This is a genomic window from Streptomyces pseudovenezuelae (genome assembly GCF_029892565.1).
Taxonomy (GTDB): Bacteria; Actinomycetota; Actinomycetes; order Streptomycetales; family Streptomycetaceae; genus Streptomyces; species Streptomyces pseudovenezuelae_A.
Map to the genome: position 1 here is coordinate 129,423 of NZ_JARXVH010000017.1, position 20,921 is coordinate 150,343.

Genomic DNA, 20,921 nt, shown 5'->3' on the forward strand with positions numbered 1-20,921 from the left:
GGCGGAAGGTGGCACGCGGAGAACGCAGGGCACAGGGACTGGTCCGGGTGGCCGTCGTCGTACGCGCCGGGGCCGCACCACTGTGGTGGGCCGGGGTGTTCGCGGCGGGGGTCGGGGTGCTGGTGCCCGGAGTGACCGGACGCCGGATCGGCGTCATGGCCGGCGCCGCCCTCTTCATCATCGCCGCGGCGGCGGTGTCGTACAGCCGTCGCAAACGGTACGTGGCACTGGCCCGCTCGGCCGTCCGCGCGGGCAAGCACGACGTGCTCCAGGACCGCGCGGTCGGTGTGCGCAACTGGCGACGCGGGCATCGCTGGTGGCTGCTGCTCGCGTTCCTCGTCGCGCTGGGCGCCTCCTTCGCGGTGCCCTCGGCGGCCGGCATGCTGCTGGCCGGCACCGGCGCCGGGCTGCGCCTGAAGGCCGCCTGGCTGGGCCGGCGCGAACGGGCCGAGGACGCCCTGCTGTGGGTCCGCGTCGACTGGCTCGCCGGCAACGGCGGCAGCCCCGTCGGCAAGGCCGTCAAGGCCTACCGCAGCACGGGCATCGCGGCGGGCGACGCGGCCCCGGGCGGGACCCGCCGCCGCACCGCGGCGCTCGTCTAGCGGCGGCCTCGACCGCGGGCGTGGCCGGGCCGCCGTCCGTCAGATCTCCAGGTCCTCCTCGATCTTCTTCAACTGGTGGCGGGCCATCGCCAGGTTGGACCTCTTGGCGTCCAGCACCAGGTAGAGGAAGAGACCGTTGCCGCCGCGCCCGCTCATCAGGCGCAGCAGGTGGTACTGGTCGGACAGCGTGATCAGGATGTCCTCGATCTGGCCCTTGAGCCCGAGGTGCTCCATCGTGCGCATCTTGGCGCGTACGACGTCCGTGTTGCCGGCGGCGGCCACGCCCAGGTCGAAGCTCTTGCTGCCGCCCAACGTGCCGAGCGCCATACCGCTGGTGTAGTCGACGAGCGCGACCCCGGTCGCGCCCTCGATGGAGGCCAGTGCCTCTTTCAGCGAGGTTTCGGTGTTCGCCATGACTCTGCTCCTTGGGTTCCTGTCAACTTTCCGTGGTGGTGCGCGCGCTGGTGTTCGTGGTGCGTGGAGCGCGCGCGGTTCTGGTCCGTGCGGGGGTCGCCGGCTTGAGCGCCGGCTTCGTGGGCTTGGGGACCGCCTTGGCGAGCGCGGCGGCCCGGGCGTCGACGAGGTCACCGACGCGGGCACCGGCCCGGCGGCCCTCCAGCAGCAGCCGTCCGACGTTCACCCGGTCCTGGGCGAGCAGCGTCAGCACGGCCGCGCCGCCCGCCGCGTACGTCGCCACATAGCCGTACACACCGCGTACGAGCACTTCGCGGACCTCGCCCTGGCCGGTCGCGTCCGCCAGCTGCGCGGCGGCCGTGTGCGCGGTCGCGGCGAGCGCGGCCATGCTCTCCGGGTCGACGCCCGGGGTGTCCTGGGCGAGGACGGCCCCCTCGACGCCGATCGCGAGGGCGCCGGTGAGCTGGGGGACGCGGGCCCTCAACCGGCGCAGCTCGTCCAGGATTTCGGGCTCGGCGGCCATCCGGTGTCTCCTCTCAAAGGGCCTCCAGCGCATCCCTGAGCCTCTTCAGCAGCGTGACGTGGGGATCGAGTGGAAGCTGTCCGGCGGCTGGTTCCTCGTCGGCGTCCGGCTCGGCGGGTTCGGGCCCACGGCCCGGCCGGCGGGTGCCGACCGCGCCGGCCGCCGTCAGCCGCCGTACGTCCACCAGCGTGTGGAAGGCCAGCCGGCCCAGCGCGCGGGCGATGTCCGTCGCCGTGCGGACGCCGTCCACCTGCGCCAGCACCGAACGCTGGCGGCGGGTGAGCGCGGGCATCTCGGTGCCCGCGGCGCGGGTCAGCGGGGCCTCGTCCGTGCCCGGGTCCGGCCAGAGCCGGTGCAGCAGGTCGCGCCGGCGCAGCGTCTCGCGCTCCAGGTCGGCCACCGGCACCGGATGGACGGGGCTCAGCTCGTGCGCGGAGCCGTAGCGGAACCGGCCCGGGGCGCTGCTCGGCCCCAGCGTGAAGTACGCCGCGTCGTACACCGCCGCCAGATGGCACAACTCCAGTGCGCCGGCGGCGAGTTGACCGCTGTCGACCAGTCGGCGGCCCACGTGGTACCGGTCGCCGGCCTCGGTCAGCGCCTGCCGCCAGGCCTCGGGGCTGAGCGTCCCGTGCGCCGTGAGCAGGACGTCCAGGCCGGGTGCCGACGCGCTCTCGGCGTGCACCACCAGGCCCTCGGCGAGGTAGAGCGAACCGCGCTCGCGCACCAGGACGCCGGTGGCCCGCTCGGCGGCGAGCCGGTTCAGCATCGGTGAGACGCCGCCCCAACCGCGCTCGCTCGCCGCCGCCTTGTCCCGCACCGGCAGGCGCGGTGGCTCGGTCGTGCGGACGGCGGTCATGCCAGCACCAGCCGTTCCGCCATCTCGGCGAGCCGGATGCGGGCCAGCGCCAGATTGCCCTCGGCGCGGGCCAGCCACAGGTGCAGGAACACGCTGCCGTCGAAGGACGCGCCCACGAACCTGAGCACGTGGTAGCTGTCCCGGTTGCTGACGATCAGATCCTCGACCGGCGGGTCCGCGTCGGCCGCCGGACCGGCCTCGGGGTCGTCGTCGGGTGCGAAGGCGTGCTGCTCGGCGGCGAGCCGGGCGAACTCGGCGGCCTCCACGGCGGCGACCTCGTGGTCGCCGCCGGGCGACTCGCCCACGGTGCCCAGGGCGAGCCCACTGGTCCAGTCGACCAGTGCGGCGCCCCGAGCACCGGGCAGTCGCATGGCTTCCAGCAGACACTCGTCGATTCCGGGCACCGTGGCTCCCCTCCTGCCTTGGTTTCGGCTGAGTGACGCCGAAACTACGCACCGTGTGCGTGAGGGGTGAGGGATCTGGCATTTTCCAGCGGAACATGCGGCAGGGGTTTAGGGTGGGTCAACTGTGCCTGTTTTCTCCCCAGTTGAACATCATGTCCCCCGGGACACGTCAACCGCGCCCGGGTGCGCGCCGGGTGGTGAGCGCGTCCGCGTGCGCCCCTCCGGATTCGGCCACGATCTCGTCGAGGCTCTGCGTCCCGCGCACCGTCGCGAAGGAGACGCCCTCGCCGGCCCCGTCCTGCGTGAAGCCGTAAATCCCGGGCCGGGCCAGGGAGTTGTAGGCGTAGTGGTGCGCGAAGTAGTACGCGCCCGTGTCCAGCGCCGCCGCGTAGTCCCCCTGTTCGAGGAGCGGCAGTGCGCGCCCCTCGGCGAGCAGGTCGCCCGCGAAACAGGCCGGCCCGGCGACGTCCTGCACCACCGGCGCCCCCGTCCTGGGCCGCCCCTTCCCGTCGTACGCGGCGATCCTGAGCGGCCACGACCCCGGTGCGTACACCGTCCGGGTCGCCACCTGCACGCCCGCGTGCGTGACCGCGACCGGCCGCCCGCCCGCGCTCTTGGCGTACTCCACCCGCGCCACCACGGTCCCGTGCTTGGCCAGCAGCGACCGCCCGAACTCCGTCACCAGCCCGTACCGCCCGGAGAACAGCCCCGGCACCGCCTCGCCCAGCAGCCGCGCGTACTGCGCGTAGGTCGGCGTCTCCGTGTCCGAGCCGAAGTTCACCGGCAGTCCGCCGCCGATGTCGAGCGTGTCGATCTGCGGGCGCCCGATGCGCCGGTTGATCTCCTCGGCCAGCGCGTACGTCTCCGCCACACCCTGCGCCAGCAGCGAGAGCGGGATGCCCTGGGAGCCGGTGTGCGCGTGCAGCCGGGTCAGCCACGGGCGCTCCGCGTACGCCCGCACCACCCACTCGCGCGCCCCCTCGTCGCGCAGCGCCACCCCGAACTTCGAGGTCGCCGTCGCGGTCGAGGTCGCCCCGATCGACCCGCCGCCGACCTGCGGATTGACCCGGATCCCGAGCGGGGAGCGGCTGGTCGCCGACCGCATCAGGCCGTCGATGCGGTCCAGCTCCTGCGGGTTGTCCGCGTTGACGGCGATCCCCAGCGCCAGCGCCTCGCGCAGCTCGGCCGGCGTCTTCGCGGGCGAGTCCAGCACCGTACGGCTCGGCGGTACCCCCGCCGCGCGCGCCAGCGCCAGCTCGCCCGGGCTCGCCACCTCGGCGCCGATGCCCTCCTCGCGCAGCAGCCGCAGCACCGGCACCAGCGGGGTCGCCTTCACCGCGAAGGCGTGCAGCACGGGCGTGCCGGGCGCCGTGACCGCGTCGAACGCCGCCCGCAGGGCCGCCGCCGACTCCCGGATGCCGGCGACGTCCAGCAGGCCCACGATGGGGGTGTCCGGTCCCAGCAACCCCTGCTCCACGGCGGCCCGCACGGCCTCGTCCCGACGCGCGGCCCGACCGCCGTGACCGTCGGTCCGGCCGTCGATCCGGATGGTCGGCTCCTCGTCGGCTTCCCTGCCCGTCGCCCCGCCTGTCGCCCTGTCCACAACATCCCCCGTCCTGTTGTCTTCACCTGCGTCCATGCATCCAGCCAAACATCCACAGTGCACCGGTAGAGACGCCGGGAGGTGTTGACTAGTTCTATTCAGGACGTCAGGATGTGAATAACCGCTGTAAAAGTCCACCGGGAGCAATCCGCTAGGAGGCAGACCATGTCAGGACCCCGCCCCGTACGAGCGCCGCGCGGTACGGAACTGAGCGCCCTGGGGTGGCAGCAGGAAGCCGCTCTGCGGATGCTGCAGAACAACCTCGACCCCGAGGTCGCCGAGCACCCCGACAAGCTCGTCGTCTACGGCGGCACGGGCAAGGCGGCCCGTGACTGGCGCTCCTTCGACGCCATGGTGCGCACGCTGCGCACCCTGAAGCAGGACGAGACGATGCTCGTCCAGTCCGGCCGCCCGGTCGGCGTGATGCAGACCCACGAGTGGGCCCCGCGCGTCCTCATCGCCAACTCCAACCTCGTCGGCGACTGGGCCAACTGGGAGGAGTTCCGCCGCCTGGAGGCCCTCGGCCTGACCATGTACGGCCAGATGACCGCCGGTTCCTGGATCTACATCGGCACCCAGGGCATCCTCCAGGGCACCTACGAGACCTTCGCCGCCGTCGCCGCGAAGAAGTTCGGCGGCACCCTCGCCGGGACGATCACCCTCACCGCCGGGCTCGGCGGCATGGGCGGCGCCCAGCCCCTTGCGGTCACCATGAACGACGGTGTCGCGATCTGTATCGACGTCGACCCGCGCGCCATCGAGCGCCGCATCGAGCACCGCTACCTCGACGTGAAGGCCGACTCCCTCGCACACGCCCTCCAGCTCGCCGTCGAGGCCCGTGACGCCCGCCGCCCGCTCTCCATCGGCCTGCTCGGCAACGCGGCGGAGCTGCTGCCGCAGATGCTCGCCGAGGGCGCCCCCATCGACATCGTGACCGACCAGACCTCGGCCCACGACCCGCTGGCCTATCTGCCGGTGGGCATCGCCTTCGAGGACATGGCCGACGCCGCCGCCAAGGACCCGGCGGGCTTCACCGTCCGCGCCCGGGAGTCCATGGCCACGCACGTCGAGGCCATGGTCGGCTTCATGGACGCCGGCGCCGAGGTCTTCGACTACGGCAACTCGATCCGCGGCGAGGCCCAACTCGCCGGGTACGAGCGGGCGTTCGCCTTCCCCGGCTTCGTCCCCGCCTACATCCGCCCCCTCTTCTCCGAGGGCAAGGGCCCCTTCCGCTGGGCCGCGCTGTCCGGCGAGGCGTCCGACATCCACAAGACCGACAGGGCGATCCTCGACCTCTTCCCGGAGAACGAGTCCCTCCACCGCTGGATCAAGCTGGCGGGGGAGCGCGTCCACTTCCAGGGCCTCCCGGCCCGCATCTGCTGGCTCGGCTACGGCGAGCGCGACAAGGCCGGCGAGCGGTTCAACGACATGGTCGCGAGCGGCGAGTTGGCGGCGCCGCTCGCCATCGGCCGCGACCACCTCGACTGCGGGTCCGTGGCCTCTCCATACCGCGAGACCGAGGCCATGCTCGACGGCTCCGACGCGATCGCCGACTGGCCCCTGCTGAACGCGATGGTCAACGTGGCCTCCGGTGCGTCCTGGGTCTCCATCCACCACGGCGGTGGGGTCGGCATGGGGCGGTCCATCCACGCGGGTCAGGTCTCCGTGGCCGACGGCACGAAGCTCGCCGGCGAGAAGATCCGACGTGTCCTGACGAACGACCCTGGCATGGGGGTCATCCGGCACGTGGACGCCGGCTACGACATCGCGGAGCGGGTTGCCGACGAGCGGGGCGTGCGGGTGCCGATGCGTGAGGGTGGGGGCGAGTGAGCCGGCGCGACGTCGAGCACGGCACCTCTCCGGTGGGAGTGGACGCCTCGTCGCCGAGCGCGGGTCCGGCTGCGCCCACCCTCCTCCACACGCCTTCCTTCCAGGAGATGTGGCGCGAGTTGCTCCCCGTCGGGCGGCACCCCGACTCCCGTGGCTACCGTCGCTATGCCTGGACCGGTGCCGATGCCGAGTGCCGGGACTGGTTCAAGGGGCAGGCCGAGGCCCGGGGGCTCACCTACGAGCTCGACCGCAACGGCAACCAGTGGGCCTGGGTCGGAGACCCGGAGGCCGGGGACGCCATCGTCACCGGGTCTCATCTCGACTCCGTGCCCGATGGTGGTGCCTTCGACGGGCCCCTCGGGGTGGTGTCCTCCTTTGCCGCTCTCGATGAACTGCGTCGCAGGGGAGTGCAGTTCGGGAAGCCCCTCGCCATCGTCAACTTCGGGGACGAGGAGGGGGCCCGGTTCGGGCTCGCCTGCGTCGGGTCCCGGCTGGCCGCTGGGCAGCTCACCGTCGAGCAGGCCCATCGGCTGACCGACGGGGATGGCATCACCTTGCCGCGGGCCATGGAGGCCGCCGGGTACGACCCCGAAGGGATCGGGGCAGATCCTGAGCGGCTGGCCCGCATCGGTGCCTTCGTCGAGCTGCATGTCGAGCAGGGTCGCGCTCTTGACCTGTCCGGCGATCGGGTCGGTATCGCCAGTGCCATCTGGCCGCACGGGCGGTGGCGGTTCGACTTCCGGGGTGAGGCCAACCACGCCGGCACCACCCGCCTCGTGGACCGGCGGGACCCGATGCTGTCGTACGCCGAGACCGTGCTCGCCGCCCGCTGCGAGGCCGAACTCGCCGGTGCCGTCGCCACCTTCGGGAAGATCGCCGTCGAGCCGAACGGCGTCAACGCCATCCCGTCCCTGGTGCGCGGTTGGCTCGACTCCCGTGCTGAGGACCAGGCGACCCTGGACACAGTGGTCGGTGGGATCGAGAAGGCGGCTCACGCGTACGCGGACGCGCACGGCATCGACCTCGACGTCGTCCGGGAGTCCTTCACGCCCGTCGTCGAGTTCGACCACGCCCTGCGCGACGAACTCGCCCGCATTCTGGGCACCGGATCGGAACTGACCGTCCCCGTCCTGGGAACCGGCGCCGGACACGACGCCGGGATCCTCTCCGGGAGCATCCCGACCGCCATGCTGTTCGTGCGCAACCCCACGGGCGTCTCGCACTCCCCGGCCGAGTTCGCCGCCGAGGACGACTGCGTGGCCGGGGTGAGCGCGCTCGCCGACGTACTGGAAGGACTGGCCTGCAGGTGACCGGGACCCGCACGTACTGGCTGGAGCACGCCTGGCTCGACACCCACGTCGAGCCGGGCGTCGCCGTCGACATCACGGACGGCAGGATCACGGCCGTCCGCACCGACGTGACCGCACCGCCGCCCGGCGCCGAGATCCTGCGCGGCCTGACCCTCCCCGGCCTGGCGAACGCCCACTCGCACGCCTTCCACCGCGCCCTGCGCGGCACCGTCCAGGTCGGCTCCGGCACCTTCTGGACCTGGCGCGAGGTCATGTACTCCGTGGCCGACCAGCTCACCCCGGAGACCTACCACGCCCTCGCCCGCGCGGTGTACGCCGAGATGGCCCTGGCCGGGATCACGGCGGTGGGTGAGTTCCACTACGTCCACCACCAGCGAGGCGGCACCCCCTACGCCGACCCCAACGCCATGGGCGAGGCCCTCGTCGAGGCCGCCGCCGACGCCGGCATCCGCATCACCCTCCTCGACACCGCCTACCTCGCCGCGGGCATCGTGAACGAGCACCGCGGTGAGCCGCCCAACGCCCACCAGCTGCGCTTCTCCGACGGCAGCGCGGAGGCCTGGGCCGAACGCTGTTCACTTCTCAAGGAACGGGATCACGCGCGGATCGGAGCGGCCGTCCACTCCGTACGGGCCGTGCCCGCCGGGCAGCTCGCGACCGTGGCCCGGTGGGCTCAGGAGCGGCGGGCCCCGCTCCATGTGCACCTGTCCGAGCAGACCGCCGAGAACGACGCCTGCCGAGCCGCGCACGGGTGCACACCGACGCGACTCCTGGCCGACCACGGCGTCCTCGGACCGCGCACCACCGGCGTCCACAACACCCACCTCACCGACGAAGACATCGCCCTCATCGGCGGCAGCGGCACCGGCACCTGCATGTGCCCGACCACCGAGCGGGACCTCGCCGACGGCATCGGACCCGCCGTCGCCCTCCAGCGCGCCGGCTCCCCGCTCTCTCTCGGCTCCGACAGCCACGCCGTCATCGACCTGCTCGAAGAGGCCCGCGCGATGGAGCTGAACGAGCGCCTGCGCACCCGGACCCGGGGTCACTGGACCGCCGCCGCTCTGCTGCGCGCCGCCTCCGCCGACGGCCACGCGGCGCTCGGCTGGGACGAGGCGGGCACCATCGAGGCCGGCGCGCTCGCCGACCTCACGACGATCGCCCTCGACTCGGTCAGGACGGCCGGGCCGCTGCCCAGGCTCGGCGCCGAGACCGCCGTATTCGCGGCGACGGCAGCGGACGTACGGCACACGATCGTGGGCGGACGCCACGTCGTACGCGACGGGGCGCACACGCTCGTACCGGATGTGCCGCAGGCGCTGAGGGCCGCCGTGGAGGCCCTGCGCACCTGACGCGCCCGACCCGTCCGACCTTCACCGACGCCCCCCTCGACGAGGACACGATGAGCAGCAGCACCGGCACCAGCACCGTCATCACCAACATCGCCATGCTGGTCACCAACGACCCCTCCCTCGGTGACGACTCCCCCCTCGGACTGGTCCAGGACGCGGCGCTCGTCATCGACGGCGACCGGGTCGTGTGGACCGGTGAATCCAGCAAAGCACCCGCCACTGACAATCGGTTCGAGGCCGGTGGGCGGGCGGTGCTGCCCGGCTTCGTCGACTCCCACTCGCACCTCGTGTTCGCGGGCGACCGGACGCAGGAGTTCAACGCCCGGATGTCCGGCCGCTCCTACACCGCGGGCGGCATCCGCACGACGGTCGCGGCCACCCGTGCCGCGAGCGACGAGGCGCTGGAAGCGAACCTCACCCGCTACCTCGCCGAGGCACTGCGGCAGGGCACCACGACCTTCGAGACCAAGTCCGGCTACGGCCTGACCGTCGCCGACGAGGCCCGCGCCCTGCGCATCGCCGCCGCCCACACGGACGAGGTGACGTATCTCGGCGCGCACATCGTGTCGCCCGACTACGCCGACGACCCGGCCGGCTATGTCGCCCTCGTCACCGGCGAGATGCTCGACGCCTGTGCGCCGTACGCCCGTTGGATCGACGTGTTCTGCGAGAAGGGCGCCTTCGACGGCGACCAGGCCCGCGCGATCCTGACCGCCGGCAAGGCCAGGGGCCTGCACCCGCGCATCCACGCCAACCAGCTCTCCTACGGCCCCGGAGTCCAGCTCGCCGTCGAACTCGACGCCGCCAGCGCCGACCACTGCACCCACCTCACCGACGCGGACGTGGACGCCCTCGCGAGCGGCGACACGGTGGCCACGCTGCTGCCCGGCGCCGAGTTCTCGACGCGCGCCCAATGGCCGGACGCCCGGCGGCTGTTGGACGCCGGCGTGACCGTCGCCCTGTCCACGGACTGCAACCCGGGCTCGTCCTTCACCTCGTCCGTGCCGTTCTGTATCGCGCTCGCGGTACGGGACATGGGCATGACCCCCGACGAGGCCGTCTGGTCCGCCACGGCGGGCGGCGCACGGGCCCTGCGCCGCGAGGACGTCGGCCGCCTCACCCCGGGCGCCTACGCCGACCTCACGCTCCTCGACGCCCCGAGCCACGTCCACCTGGCCTACCGCCCGGGCGTCCCCCTCGTCACCGGCGTCTGGCGCCGAGGCGCCCGGCAGGTCTGAGCAGGAGCCGCCGAGGCCAACCGCGGCCGCCCCGGGCCCGGTTCAGGCCGCGCCCGCCCGCCACCGCTGCTCCGCGCCCCCGCTGAGCGGCTCCATCCCCACCCCGTCGCCGCCCTCCGGCGTCACCGCGGTCAGGATGGCGATCGCCGGGCGGATCACGCCGTCGGAGTCGACGGTGAACGTCAGGTTGTCGCCGTTGTCGCCGTCGACCGAGTCGCACTCCCAGATGCCCACGCCCTTGTCCACGTCACCGCGGTTGTCGAGGCAGAGGTCCGGATCGGCGGACGACTGCACGACCCCGCGCCCGGCGTCGACCCGCCAGCGCTGGGTGCGGGACCCGGAGCAGGGCGCCGTGATCACGTCCGTGCCCTTGGACAACTCGCCGTCGCGGATGTCCAGGCAGCGACCCGAGGAGACGTTCACGACCTGCGCGTATGTGCCGTTCGGGGCGTGCGCGGCAGGGGCCGTGGGGGAGGGGGCCGTCGACTTGGACGGGGTCGAACTCGGCGTCGCGGACGGCGAGTTCGACGGGCTGCCGGTGGCCGAGGGCGACGGCTTGGCCGACACCGTCGCCGTCACCGTGACCTGCGGCGCGCCGCTCGGCTCACCGGCCGCGCCCGCCGCCCGCCCGGACTCCGAGGAAGGTGCTGTGCCGCCCTGTGTGAGCAGGAGGACCAACAGCGGTGCCAGGGCCACCCCGAGGGCCGCCGAGGTCAGCACGAAGCGCTTGGACGGCGGCCAGGAGGACGGCTTCACGAGGGCCTTGGGGCGCTGCGGCGGCTCGCTGTCGACGTACGCCGTGCCCGCCCACGGCAGCAGGCCCTCGGCGAGCGCGGTGCGCGGGGTGTCGCGCAGGGCGCACAACTCCTCGTAGGCGGCCGTGCAGTGCGGGCAGTGCGCCATGTGGGCGTGCAGGTCGGCGCTGTCGCGGGGGTGGTCGGGCCGTACCGACTGCTCGATGAGCCGGCGGAAGTCGCCGCACTGCGGATCGTCGGAGGCGGCGAGCCGGGTGCGTAGACAGGCCTGGGCGAGGAGTTGGAGCGCCGAGTCGGTCTCGTACGCCACGTCTTCGGGTGTGATGCCGAGGAACAGGGCTGTCGTGGCGGCGGGTTGGCGGTCCACCAGGCCGTACCAGATCAGGCCCTGGGCCCGGGACGGGAGTGTTTGGAAGGCGGCGGTCATCGGGGGTACGAGGCCGCCGGGGCCCGTCGTGTTGAGGACCAGGAGCAGTCCGGCGTCCAGGCCCGCGGACCGCTCGTCCGTGGCCCAGGACGCGGCCACGCGGGCGGTCAGCAGGAGGAGGTGGTGGCGCCAGGGGCCGCCCGGTTCGATGCCGCGGGCCGTCTCGCGGGCCGCCGAGGTGAAGGCCTGGGCGGCGAGTTGGCGGGCGGAGGCGTCGCCGGTGGCGCACAGACGGGCGTAGGCGAGAACCGGTTGCCGGTGGCGGGCGCGGAGTTCCCGCAGGGCCGGGTAGGCGGTGGCGGTGCTGGTGCGCAGCAGCTCGGTCAGGCGGGCGTCGGACGCGCCCATGTGCACCCCGGTCTCCACGGAAACCTCTTTTCCCACCGGACTCCTGACGTACCGGCCGGTCTGCGGGTGACCATAGTGATGGAAGAGGACCGGTGGGAGAAGGCGTTTCTGTGGGTAACCGGAGAACCGCCTGGCAGCGCCCGGGAGACGGGTCCGGACATGCCGAGTGCGGTGCGCCCGACGGGCACACCGCACTCGGAAGCTCACCGCCCCACGGTGTCCTCAGGCTCAGGGCCGGGAGGTCACTCCTCGACCGTCAGCCCCTTGCGCAGGCGCACCAGCGTCCGCGACAGCAGCCGCGACACGTGCATCTGCGAGATGCCGAGCTCGTCGCCGATCTCGGACTGGGTCATGCCCGCCACGAAGCGCAGCGAGAGGATCTGCCGGTCCCGGGACGGGAGCGAGGCGATCAGCGGCTTGAGCGACTCGACGTACTCGATGCCCTCGATGCCGTGGTCCTCGTAGCCGATGCGGTCCGAGAGGGCGCCCTCGGCGTCGTCCTCCTCGGGCTGGGCGTCCAGCGAGGAGGCGGTGTACGCGTTCGACGCGGCCATGCCCTCGACGACCTCGTCCTTGGAGAGGCCGAGCCGATCCGCGAGTTCGCCGACCGTGGGGGACCGGTCGAGCTTCTGGGCCAGCTCGTCGCCGGCCTTGGCCAGGTCGAGCCGGAGTTCCTGCAGCCTGCGCGGTACGCGCACGGACCACGAGGTGTCACGGAAGAAACGCTTGATCTCGCCGACGATGGTCGGCATGGCGAAGGTCGGGAACTCGACGCCCCTGGAGAGCTCGAAGCGGTCGATCGCCTTGATCAGGCCGATGGTGCCGACCTGGATGATGTCCTCCATCGGCTCGCTGCGGGAGCGGAAGCGGGAGGCGGCGAACTTGACCAGCGCGAGGTTGAGCTCGACGAGGGTGTTGCGGACGTAGGAGTAGTCGTGGGTGCCCTCTTCGAGGGACTCGAGGCGCGCGAAGAGCGTCTTGGAGAGCGCTCGTGCGTCGACCGGCCCCACCTCGTCGAACGGGGGGATCTCCGGAAGCCCGGCGAGTACATCCGTGTCGGTGCTCTCGATGGGATCCAGATGTTCCTGTTCCGGAAGGGGTGTCGACGTCGCCTGTGGGGTGTGCGGAGCGTCGAGCCGGGGTGACATGATGTCCTCCATCGTTCTCGGCATATGGCTGCCGAAGCCAGTGCGTGCACTGCGGTGTGCGGCGCCTCCAAAGCCGACCGTGTCGGTTACGTACCTCTAGCCCTATCCGGTTTCCCACGCCCGCCGCAAGTGCTTTCTATGCAGGTATGCCCGTTTTCTGGGGGTTGTTCGGGTGTCGGAGAGTGTGAGGAAGGCGTAGTGTTCGAGGGCATCAGTCAGCAGCCACCACGTCGGGAGAGAAGACGGCATGGACCGCGGGACGGTCGGCAGCGCACAGTCTGGTCGGCTACTGGTCGAGGTGCGGGAAGAGGGCCCCAGTGCCGTCGTGACTCCGGCGGGTGAGTTGGATCACCACACCGCCGATCTGTTGCGCGAGCCGCTGGACGAGTGCCTCGACAAGGGATTCAACCGGCTCGTCGTGGACTGTTCACGACTGGAGTTCTGTGACTCCACCGGTCTCAACGTGCTGCTCGGCGCACGGCTGAAGGCCGAGGCCGCCGGGGGCGGGGTGCACCTCGCCGCGATGCTGCCGGTGGTGGCGCGCGTCTTCGAGATCACCGGGGCGGACGCGGTCTTCACCGTCCACGACACCCTCGAAGCGGCCCTGGCCGGCGAGGCGGGCTGAGGCGGGTGCGGGATGCCGGTCGCCTGCCGCGGTCGCCCCTGTCCGCAGGGGACTTTCCGGGCGTTACGCATACTGCGTCGCATCGGGGGGTGTTCCGCCGGTTCCGTCGGGCAGGAGACATCCTGAACATGGTCTGTGGGCACAGTGACGGATCGGCCGTCGATGTACGTACTGACTTCTGAATCGTGAACTGGTGAATCGGTGAGGTGAAGCGCTGATGAGCACCACCCGGCCTTACCCGCCGGGCGACCGCGGCCCGGAGCCCGGTGGCGCTTCCGGGGCGTCCGACGGGGGCGTGGCGGCGGCGACCGGGGGAGATGGGGATGCGGCCGTGCCGGCGGCGGCTGCGGCGGCCCCGGTGGGCCCGCAGGTCCGCACGTTGGACTTCGACGGCGCGAGCGGGGTCGTACCGCTGGCCCGTGACTTCGCCCGCCAGGCGCTGTACGCGTGGGGCTGGCTGCCCGCCGAGTCGGCCGACCGGCGGGCCACCGCGGAGGACGTGCTGCTCGTGGTCTCCGAGCTGGTCACCAACGCCTGCCTGCACGCGGAGGGCCCCGACGAGCTCTGGATCTCCTGCGACAGCAAGGTGATCCGGGTCGAGGTCTCCGACCGCGGCACGGGCGAGCCGGCCCCCCGCACCCCGCACCGCGCGGGCCGCCCCGGCGGCCACGGCATGTTCATCGTGCAGCGGCTGTGCCTGGACTGGGGAGTCGTACGGACCCCCGGGGTGGCCGGCAAGAAGGTGTGGGCGGAGCTGGGCGCTCCGGCCTGACGCTCCCTCACCCGGAGGCACTCTCTCCACTCGAACCCCCTTGCGTGCGCGCCGGATCCCCACAACTCCGGCGCGCATCGTGTCTTCCTTCCTCACGACCCCGGGCGTACCTTGACGGCCGATCTGATGTGCCGTCAGGAATGAGGGGATCGTGTCGTACCACAAACGAACCGCAGCGCTCGCGTCCGTCGCGGCCCTGGCCGGCTCGGCGGTGCTGATGACCGCCCCCGCAGCCAACGCCGAGGTCGTGGACGTCAACTACCAGTGCAAGACGCCGATCGGTGACAAGAGTGCCGTCTCGCCCATCGACATCAAGGGCGTCAAGAGCGGCAGCGGCTACAAGATCACCATGTCCTGGCAGAAGGGCGTCTCCTCCAGCCCGGTCGAGCTGGGCAAGGGTGCGATGAACCCGAGCGCCACCATCAAACTGGGCGGCGCCGACAGCGGGACGATGAACGTCACCGGCCCCGCCAACCAGGCCGCCATCCCGGCCAACACCCCCATAAAGATCAACGACTTGACGGGCACGTACACCCCGAAGGCCACCGGCAAGGTCACCTTCACCCCGGGCGTCCTCACCATCAAGGCGCTCGGCACCACCACCACGTGCACCCCGTCCAACACCCCGGGCACCGCGCTGACCCTCGACGTGACCGCCGCGGGCGGCTCCTCCGGCGGCTCGTCCACCGGCGGCACCTCCCAGAGCGGCACCGACTCGGGCGGCTCCTCGCTCCCGCAGACCGGCCCGGACGACTCCGCGATCGCCCTCGGCACCCTCGGCGGCACGGTGCTGCTCGCGGGCGCGGCGGGCGCGCTGTGGCTGACCAGGCGGGGCCAGGCGGTACGCCGCTGACGACACCGTCCGTACGACCGCTGGAGCCGCCGGATGCGTGTCCTGTTCCTGTCCGCTTTGCTGCTGCTGGCCGCCGCCCCGACGGCGACCGCCGCCGAGGGCTGGTCCCTCACGCCCGCGGGCGGTTCCCGCCCGGCCTTCTACGCCGAGGGCGAGCCCGGCACGCCCCTGCGGGACACGGTCTCCGTGACCAACCGCGGCGAGCGGGCCATCACCGTACGGCTGACCGCCACCGGCGTCCGGATCGCCTTCGCCCAGACCCGGGTACGGGTGCCCGCCCGCACCCGTGCCGACATCCCCTTCACGGTGACCGCCACCGGCGACCGCACCGGCGAGATCGCCGCCCGCGACCAGGACGGCCGACGCGCCACGGTCCCGCTCCGCCTGCGCGCGGGCACCCCGGCGCTGTCCGCGCTGACCGTCGAACACGTCACCGTGCACGCCGACCACATCGCGTACGAGCTGGTCAACCGCGGTACGACCGTGCTCGTGCCGCGCCTGGCCGTGCACGCGGACGGCATCCTCGGCCAGGTCCTGGACCGCGCCCCGCGCACCCTGCCCGTCCACCTCGACCCCGGCCAACGCCTCGACCTCACCGAGCCCTGGCCCCACCACCCCGCCCTGGACGCGGTCGACGTCCGGCTCACGGCGACGGCGGCGGGCGGAGCCCACGACAGCGCACACACCTCGGCACGGTTCGTGCCCTGGGGCGCGGTGGCGGGCGTCGCGGGCACGGTCGCCGCCGGGGGCGCGCTGATGGTCGTACGACGTCGAGGGCGGCGGGCGCGCGCGGACGACGGCGTGGCTCAACCCTCGCGTACGGAAGTCGAGTTGACGGGAGCGGTGACGTGAGCGGCAAGGTTCGGATACCTGCGCCGAAGGTTCGGATACCCGCGCTGGTGGCGGTGCTCGCGCTGCTCCTGCTGCCCTTGGCGGGCACGGCCGCGGCGGCGGACGGGCCGGTCGTGAAGCTGTCCAAGTCCCAGGCCGGGACCGGCGGTTCGATCACCGTCAGCGGCAGCGGATGGCGGGCGCACGCGCTGCTGATGGTGCTGATCTGCGGACAGGCCACGCCCGCCCGGGGTGTAGTCGGCGGCACCAACTCCTGCGCCAACAGCGACGGTCGGGCCGTCACCACCGACGCCAAGGGCTCCTTCGGCAAGAAACTTCCGGTCGCCGAACCGCCCGTGCCGTGCCCGTGCGTGGTGCACGTCGCGACCGTGACCGGCGCGAAGGCGCAGGCGGACGCGGTCCTCCAAGTGGCGGGCCACGCGGTCGAACCGCTGCCCGCCGAGACGTCCGGCGGCCGGCTCACGGTCCTCACCGACACCCGCCTCGACGGCTCAAGCGGGCTGCTCACCTGGTTCGGCGCCCCGCCCTCGCGCACCCTCGACTTCACCGTCGGCAACGTCGGCACCTCCGCCGTCAAGAACCCCGTCTTCCAAGTCGGCACCTCCCACGGCGTGTTCGCCCCGCAGTGGGAGGAACAGGAGTGGCGCGGCACGATCGGGCCCGGCGGGAAGGCGCGGATCAAACTCCCCGTCGACCTGGCCGCGGGCGCGCACGGCGACTACAGCGTCTACCTCAAGTACAGCGGGAAGGTGCTCGCCGAACAGCCCTGGGGCGTGGGCCGGCCGTGGGGCGTGACCCTGTTCTGGATCCTGGTCTGCCTGGTGGTGCCGGCCGCGCTGTTCCGTATCGGGATGGCCGTGGTCGACCGGGTCCGCCCGCGCCGCGCCGGCGGCCTGCGCCACCGCGGCCTGCACCTGCCCGAACTCCCGCGCCGCCGCCCGAGGTTCACCACCCGGGCGCCCGCCGAGGAGCCCCCCAGCGCTACGACCCTGCCGTGGTTCACCCCGGACTCCGATCCGGGCACGGCCGGTCGGCTCTCCGCACCGCACGACGACAGTCCGACGAGTCCTACGACTCCCACGAGTCCGACGACTCCCACCAGGAAGGGATCCACGTGAGAAAGCCGAGGAGAGTCACACCGGCCCGGAGAGCGGGGGCGGCGGGCGCCGCCCTGGCCCTGTGTTCGGCCGGCGTCCTACTGGGCATGGCCGCCGCGCCCGCGCAGGCCGCCGAGGTGTCGTACGCCACTCACTGCGTACCGCCCGCCGGCATCGACCCCGTCGACGGCACCACGAAGGTCGAGATCACCGCGCCGGCCACCGCGAAGGTCGGCGACACCGTCGACATCGTCTGGAAGTTCACGCAGGCCGCGTCCAAGAACCCCGACATCATCGACCTGCCCGCCAACTCGGTGCAGCCCTCCGGCACGCTCAAGGCGACCGGCGCGCAGACCGCGGCCGTCGCGATGCAGGGGCCGCGCGAGAACCCGGCCATCCCCAAGGGCGCCGCCATGGTGCTGTCCGACATGAAGGGCTCGCTGAAGCTGACGACGGCCGGGTCGGTGACCCTGACCCCGGACGCCTACACGGTCAACGCCCTGGGCACGAACACCCAGTGTGCGCCGACCCAGACGGTGCAGCCGGCGGCGACGATCACGGTGACGGCGGGCGGCGGCACGGGTACCCCGACGCCGACGGACACCCCGACCGCGACACCCACCGACACACCGACCGCTTCGGACACGCCCACGCCCACCACCACCCCCAGCGAGAGCGACGGCACCGGCGGGCAGACCGACTTCACCGGCAAGGAGGTCGACATCCCCTACACCTGCCAGTCGCCTCTAGGCGAGAAGAAGGCGACCTCGCCGATCCAGATCGACGCCAAGAAGGACGGCGGGGACTTCGATCTCACGGTCCAGTTCAAGAAGTCGGTGATGGACAGCCCGGCCGACATCCCGGCGGGCTCGGTCAAGCCGTCGATGGACGTGGTCGTGGGCGGCGCCGACTCGGGCTCCGTGCACGTGGAGGGCCCCCTGAACGCCGACGCCATCAAGACCGGCGACCCCATCGCGATCCCCGACCTCACCGGCACCTACAAGCCCGGCGCGAGCGGCTCCTCCACCCTCTCCCCGGGCGTCCTCACCATCGAGGCCCTCGGCACGACCACGACCTGCACACCGGACAAGACCGAGGTCTCCCTGACCCTGGACACGACGGAACAGGCGAGCGGAACGTCCGGCGGTTCGTCGACTTCGGGCGGCGGCACGTCATCCGGTACGTCGTCGACGAGCGGCGGGTTGGCGGCGACGGGTGCGGATGACCACGGGGCGCTGAAGGCGCTGGGGTTGGTGGCAGGGACGGCGGTGCTGCTCGGAGGAGCGGTGTTCACGTTCATGCCGGGCAGGAGGCGGACCAGGTAACGGAGAAGGGCCACCTCATCCGGGCAAGGATGCGGTGGCCCTCCGTGGAACCCTGACCGCGGCTTACGTCAGTGGACGTCGCCCATCAGCTCGCGGACCCTCTTGCGGTACATGCACACCGCCGCACCCGCGATCACCGCGAGCACCGCCTCCAGCGCCACGATCCCCGTCTTGTTGAGGTCGACCCCCGCGATGGAGAGCAGACCCGTGGTCGCGTCACCGGCGGTGACCGCCAGGAACCAGACGCCCATCATCTGCGAGGCGTACTTCGCCGGTGCCATCTTCGTGGTGACCGAGAGGCCGACCGGGGAGAGCGTCAGTTCGCCGACGGTCTGCACGAAGTAGATGCCGACCAGCCACAGCGCGGCCGCCTTGTGACCGCCGTCGGCGATCCCCAGCGGGGCGAGGAAGAGGAAGAACGACGCCCCGACCAGCACCAGACCCATCGCGAACTTCGTCGCAGTGCTCGGCTCCTTGCCGCGCCGCGCGAGCGCCAGCCAGGCCCAGGCGAAGACCGGCGCGAGCGCCATGATCATGACCGGGTTGACCGACTGGTACCAGGAGACCGGGAACTCCCAGCCGAAGATCGTGTTGTCGGCGGAGGAGTCCGCGAACAGGGACACGGTCGAGCCGCCCTGGTCGTAGATCATCCAGAACACGGCCGCGGCCACGAAGAACCAGATGTACGCGGACATCTTCGACTGCTCGGCGCGGTCGAGGTCCTTGTCCCGCTTGATCCGGGCGATGACCAGCACCGGGATGATCAGACCGGCCACGGTGATCGGGACCAGCAGCCAGTTCAGCGTGTAGTGGCCGGAGAGGCCGACGACCGCGTAGAAGACGATCGCGACGGCCGCCCAGAGGCCCGCCTTGCGCAGCGTGGCCGCCTTCTCCTCGGCGGACATCGGCGTGGGGACGAGGTCCGAGCGCGAGCTCAGGTGCCGGGTGCCGAGCAGGAACTGGGCCAGACCCAGCGCCATACCGAGCGCGGCGAGCGCGAAGCCCAGGTGCCAGTTGACGTTCTCGCCGACGGTGCCGATGGCCAGCGGCGCGGCGAACGCGCCCACGTTGATGCCGATGTAGAAGACGGTGAAGCCACCGTCGCGGCGCGGGTCGTCCGGGCCGTCGTAGAGGTGGCCGACCATCGTGGAGATGTTGGCCTTCAGCAGACCCGAGCCGATCGCGACCAGGCCGAGACCACCGTAGAAGGTGCCGGCGCTCGGCAGGGCCAGGGTGAGGTGGCCGAGCATGATGATCACGCCGGCGACGGCGACGGTCTTGCGGGGGCCCAGGACCCGGTCCGCGAACCAGCCGCCCGGTAGGGCGAGCAGGTACACGAGGGACAGGTACACCGAGTAGATCGCGGTAGCGGTGGCCGCGCTCAGGTGCAGGCCACCCGGGGCGACCAGGTACAGCGGGAGGAGGGCCTTCATGCCGTAGTAGGAGAAGCGCTCCCACATCTCGGTCATGAAGAGAGTGGCCAGTCCGCGGGGGTGGCCGAAGAAGGTCTTCTCGGATCCGGGGGTGCCCGGAGTCACCGAGTCCTTCGTCAGGCTGGACGCCATGGTCGATCCTTGCTGCTGGGGTCACGCATGCGTTTCTCTCAGGGCCGGCGTGGGGCCGGCCCGGCACACAAAAGAGACCTTCAGCGTCAATCCCTCGCCAAAGGTCCCCACGGTGCTACAGGCGTCCGATCACCATACGGCAGGATACTGCTGGATATGGAAGGACTTGAGACACGGATCACAGGTGTCGATGGAACCGGAAGCCTGTTTCCAAGGCTCATCCCACGATCGCATCCCACAGACAGAGGTTCGCACCAGAACGCCCCAAGGTAAGAATCATGGAGGCCGATCACACCCCAGCTCAGGTAAAGAGCGGTCTACCATCACCTCATGACCCGTGTACTGCTCGCCGAGGACGACGCGTCCATCTCGGAGCCGCTGGCCCGCGCCCTGCGCCGGGAAGGCTACGAGGTCGAGGTGCGTGAGGACGGCCCCACTGCGCTCGACGCCGGGATCCAGGGCGGCGTCGACCTGGTCGTGCTCGACCTTGGGCTGCCCGGCATGGACGGCCTGGAGGTCGCCCGCCGCCTGCGCGCCGAGGGGCACGCCGTGCCCATCCTCATCCTGACTGCGCGCGCCGACGAGGTGGACACCGTCGTCGGCCTCGACGCGGGCGCCGACGACTACGTCACCAAGCCCTTCCGGCTCGCCGAACTGCTCGCCCGTGTCCGGGCGCTGCTGCGGCGCGGTGCGGCGGAGCCGGCGCAGCCGCCTGCCACGCACGGCGTGCGCATCGACGTCGAGTCGCATCGGGCGTGGATGGGGGACGAGGAACTCCAGCTCACCGCCAAGGAGTTCGACCTCCTTCGGGTGCTCGTGCGCGACGCCGGGCGGGTGGTGACCCGGGACCAGTTGATGCGGGAGGTCTGGGACACGACCTGGTGGTCGTCGACCAAGACGCTCGACATGCACATCTCCTGGTTGCGGAAGAAGCTGGGCGACGATGCGGCGAATCCTCGGTACATCGCCACGGTGCGTGGTGTGGGATTCCGGTTCGAGAAGAGTTGAGTGCGCTCTCGCCG

20 protein-coding genes are annotated in these 20,921 nt (G+C 72.0%); 12 read left to right on the forward strand and 8 right to left on the reverse strand.

Translation table 11 applies throughout. The features are described 5' to 3' along the window. Positions 1-8: 8 nt before the first annotated feature. Positions 9-602 carry a hypothetical protein gene (locus tag M2283_RS39540; RefSeq protein WP_280881358.1) on the forward strand — a complete coding sequence of 198 codons (594 nt, stop codon included), beginning with the start codon at positions 9-11 and terminating at the stop codon, positions 600-602. Positions 603-641: 39 nt separating this feature from the next. Here the strand turns inward: M2283_RS39540 and M2283_RS39545 are convergent, their stop codons facing one another. The 5 genes from M2283_RS39545 to M2283_RS39565 form a co-directional block, all read right to left on the reverse strand. Beyond that, positions 642-1,016, reverse strand: coding sequence for a hypothetical protein (locus tag M2283_RS39545; protein ID WP_280881359.1), 375 nt, complete (start codon positions 1,014-1,016; stop codon positions 642-644). Between the two features lie 22 nt (positions 1,017-1,038). After that, entirely contained in the window at positions 1,039-1,539 is a 501-nt protein-coding gene (locus M2283_RS39550; RefSeq protein WP_280881360.1) for a roadblock/LC7 domain-containing protein, read from the reverse strand. A 13-nt stretch (positions 1,540-1,552) separates the two neighbouring features. Then, positions 1,553-2,395: a transcriptional regulator gene (locus M2283_RS39555; protein ID WP_280881361.1), complete on the reverse strand. Its 843-nt coding sequence runs from the start codon at positions 2,393-2,395 to the stop codon at positions 1,553-1,555. Beyond that, positions 2,392-2,799 carry a hypothetical protein gene (locus M2283_RS39560; protein WP_280881362.1) on the reverse strand — a complete coding sequence of 136 codons (408 nt, stop codon included), beginning with the start codon at positions 2,797-2,799 and terminating at the stop codon, positions 2,392-2,394. Before M2283_RS39560 ends, M2283_RS39555 begins: the two co-directional genes overlap by 4 nt. Before the next feature lie 169 nt (positions 2,800-2,968). Continuing rightward, complete coding sequence (locus M2283_RS39565) at positions 2,969-4,438, reverse strand: diaminopimelate decarboxylase (RefSeq protein WP_280881363.1); 1,470 nt, start codon at positions 4,436-4,438, stop codon at positions 2,969-2,971. 129 nt (positions 4,439-4,567) lie between these two features. On the opposite strand from M2283_RS39565, the gene hutU reads away from it, so the two are divergent. From hutU to hutI, 4 genes are all read left to right on the forward strand, one after another. Further along, positions 4,568-6,232 (forward strand): urocanate hydratase, encoded by a 1,665-nt coding sequence (hutU, locus tag M2283_RS39570; protein WP_280881364.1) that lies wholly within the window; start codon positions 4,568-4,570, stop codon positions 6,230-6,232. A gap of 107 nt (positions 6,233-6,339) precedes the next feature. After that, entirely contained in the window at positions 6,340-7,542 is a 1,203-nt protein-coding gene (locus tag M2283_RS39575) for an allantoate amidohydrolase (protein ID WP_280881427.1), read from the forward strand. Beyond that, positions 7,539-8,894: a formimidoylglutamate deiminase gene (locus M2283_RS39580; RefSeq protein ID WP_280881365.1), complete on the forward strand. Its 1,356-nt coding sequence runs from the start codon at positions 7,539-7,541 to the stop codon at positions 8,892-8,894. The genes M2283_RS39575 and M2283_RS39580 overlap by 4 nt, the downstream gene beginning before the upstream one ends. Positions 8,895-8,944: 50 nt before the next feature. Then, on the forward strand, positions 8,945-10,132 hold the full coding sequence (gene hutI, locus M2283_RS39585; protein ID WP_280881366.1) for an imidazolonepropionase: 1,188 nt from the start codon (positions 8,945-8,947) through the stop codon (positions 10,130-10,132). A gap of 42 nt (positions 10,133-10,174) precedes the next feature. Here hutI and M2283_RS39590 read toward each other — a convergent pair whose 3' ends face one another. Together M2283_RS39590 and M2283_RS39595 are read right to left on the reverse strand one after the other, a co-directional pair. Next, positions 10,175-11,662 (reverse strand): RICIN domain-containing protein, encoded by a 1,488-nt coding sequence (locus tag M2283_RS39590; protein ID WP_280881428.1) that lies wholly within the window; start codon positions 11,660-11,662, stop codon positions 10,175-10,177. Between the two features lie 242 nt (positions 11,663-11,904). Further along, entirely contained in the window at positions 11,905-12,822 is a 918-nt protein-coding gene (locus tag M2283_RS39595) for an RNA polymerase sigma factor SigF (protein ID WP_280881367.1), read from the reverse strand. 235 nt (positions 12,823-13,057) lie between these two features. On the opposite strand from M2283_RS39595, the gene M2283_RS39600 reads away from it, so the two are divergent. From M2283_RS39600 to M2283_RS39625, 6 genes are all read left to right on the forward strand, one after another. Next, positions 13,058-13,435, forward strand: a complete 378-nt coding sequence (locus M2283_RS39600) for an STAS domain-containing protein (protein ID WP_280881368.1) — start codon at positions 13,058-13,060, stop codon at positions 13,433-13,435. 217 nt (positions 13,436-13,652) lie between these two features. After that, positions 13,653-14,207, forward strand: a complete 555-nt coding sequence (locus M2283_RS39605; RefSeq protein WP_280881369.1) for an ATP-binding protein — start codon at positions 13,653-13,655, stop codon at positions 14,205-14,207. A 151-nt stretch (positions 14,208-14,358) separates the two neighbouring features. Next, on the forward strand, positions 14,359-15,060 hold the full coding sequence (locus M2283_RS39610) for an LPXTG cell wall anchor domain-containing protein (protein ID WP_280881370.1): 702 nt from the start codon (positions 14,359-14,361) through the stop codon (positions 15,058-15,060). A 33-nt stretch (positions 15,061-15,093) separates the two neighbouring features. Beyond that, complete coding sequence (locus tag M2283_RS39615) at positions 15,094-15,912, forward strand: hypothetical protein (protein ID WP_280881371.1); 819 nt, start codon at positions 15,094-15,096, stop codon at positions 15,910-15,912. Next, positions 15,909-17,030, forward strand: coding sequence for a hypothetical protein (locus M2283_RS39620; protein ID WP_280881372.1), 1,122 nt, complete (start codon positions 15,909-15,911; stop codon positions 17,028-17,030). The genes M2283_RS39615 and M2283_RS39620 overlap by 4 nt, the downstream gene beginning before the upstream one ends. Positions 17,031-17,116: 86 nt before the next feature. Next, positions 17,117-18,334, forward strand: coding sequence for a hypothetical protein (locus M2283_RS39625; protein ID WP_280881373.1), 1,218 nt, complete (start codon positions 17,117-17,119; stop codon positions 18,332-18,334). Between the two features lie 68 nt (positions 18,335-18,402). Here the strand turns inward: M2283_RS39625 and M2283_RS39630 are convergent, their stop codons facing one another. Next, the gene (locus M2283_RS39630) at positions 18,403-19,899 is read right to left on the reverse strand and encodes an oligopeptide:H+ symporter (RefSeq protein ID WP_280881374.1); all 1,497 of its coding nucleotides are present in this window, start codon (positions 19,897-19,899) and stop codon (positions 18,403-18,405) included. Positions 19,900-20,229: 330 nt separating this feature from the next. On the opposite strand from M2283_RS39630, the gene M2283_RS39635 reads away from it, so the two are divergent. Next, the gene (locus M2283_RS39635) at positions 20,230-20,907 is read left to right on the forward strand and encodes a response regulator transcription factor (protein ID WP_280881375.1); all 678 of its coding nucleotides are present in this window, start codon (positions 20,230-20,232) and stop codon (positions 20,905-20,907) included. Positions 20,908-20,921: the final 14 nt, after the last annotated feature.

Bases quoted from the DNA above. Each gene is read 5' to 3' on its own strand.
- M2283_RS39545 (WP_280881359.1), bottom strand. From the start codon at position 1,016: ATGGCGAACACCGAAACCTCGCTGAAAGAGGCACTGGCCTCCATCGAG.
- M2283_RS39630 (WP_280881374.1), bottom strand. From the start codon at position 19,899: ATGGCGTCCAGCCTGACGAAGGACTCGGTGACTCCGGGCACCCCCGGA.
- M2283_RS39605 (WP_280881369.1), top strand. From the start codon at position 13,653: ATGAGCACCACCCGGCCTTACCCGCCGGGCGACCGCGGCCCGGAGCCC.
- M2283_RS39575 (WP_280881427.1), top strand. From the start codon at position 6,340: ATGTGGCGCGAGTTGCTCCCCGTCGGGCGGCACCCCGACTCCCGTGGC.
- hutU (WP_280881364.1), top strand. From the start codon at position 4,568: ATGTCAGGACCCCGCCCCGTACGAGCGCCGCGCGGTACGGAACTGAGC.
- M2283_RS39590 (WP_280881428.1), bottom strand. From the start codon at position 11,662: ATGGGCGCGTCCGACGCCCGCCTGACCGAGCTGCTGCGCACCAGCACC.
- M2283_RS39565 (WP_280881363.1), bottom strand. From the start codon at position 4,438: ATGGACGCAGGTGAAGACAACAGGACGGGGGATGTTGTGGACAGGGCG.
- M2283_RS39600 (WP_280881368.1), top strand. From the start codon at position 13,058: ATGGACCGCGGGACGGTCGGCAGCGCACAGTCTGGTCGGCTACTGGTC.
- M2283_RS39615 (WP_280881371.1), top strand. From the start codon at position 15,094: ATGCGTGTCCTGTTCCTGTCCGCTTTGCTGCTGCTGGCCGCCGCCCCG.
- hutI (WP_280881366.1), top strand. From the start codon at position 8,945: ATGAGCAGCAGCACCGGCACCAGCACCGTCATCACCAACATCGCCATG.
- M2283_RS39625 (WP_280881373.1), top strand. From the start codon at position 17,117: ATGGCCGCCGCGCCCGCGCAGGCCGCCGAGGTGTCGTACGCCACTCAC.
- M2283_RS39595 (WP_280881367.1), bottom strand. From the start codon at position 12,822: ATGGAGGACATCATGTCACCCCGGCTCGACGCTCCGCACACCCCACAG.
- M2283_RS39635 (WP_280881375.1), top strand. From the start codon at position 20,230: ATGACCCGTGTACTGCTCGCCGAGGACGACGCGTCCATCTCGGAGCCG.
- M2283_RS39550 (WP_280881360.1), bottom strand. From the start codon at position 1,539: ATGGCCGCCGAGCCCGAAATCCTGGACGAGCTGCGCCGGTTGAGGGCC.
- M2283_RS39555 (WP_280881361.1), bottom strand. From the start codon at position 2,395: ATGACCGCCGTCCGCACGACCGAGCCACCGCGCCTGCCGGTGCGGGAC.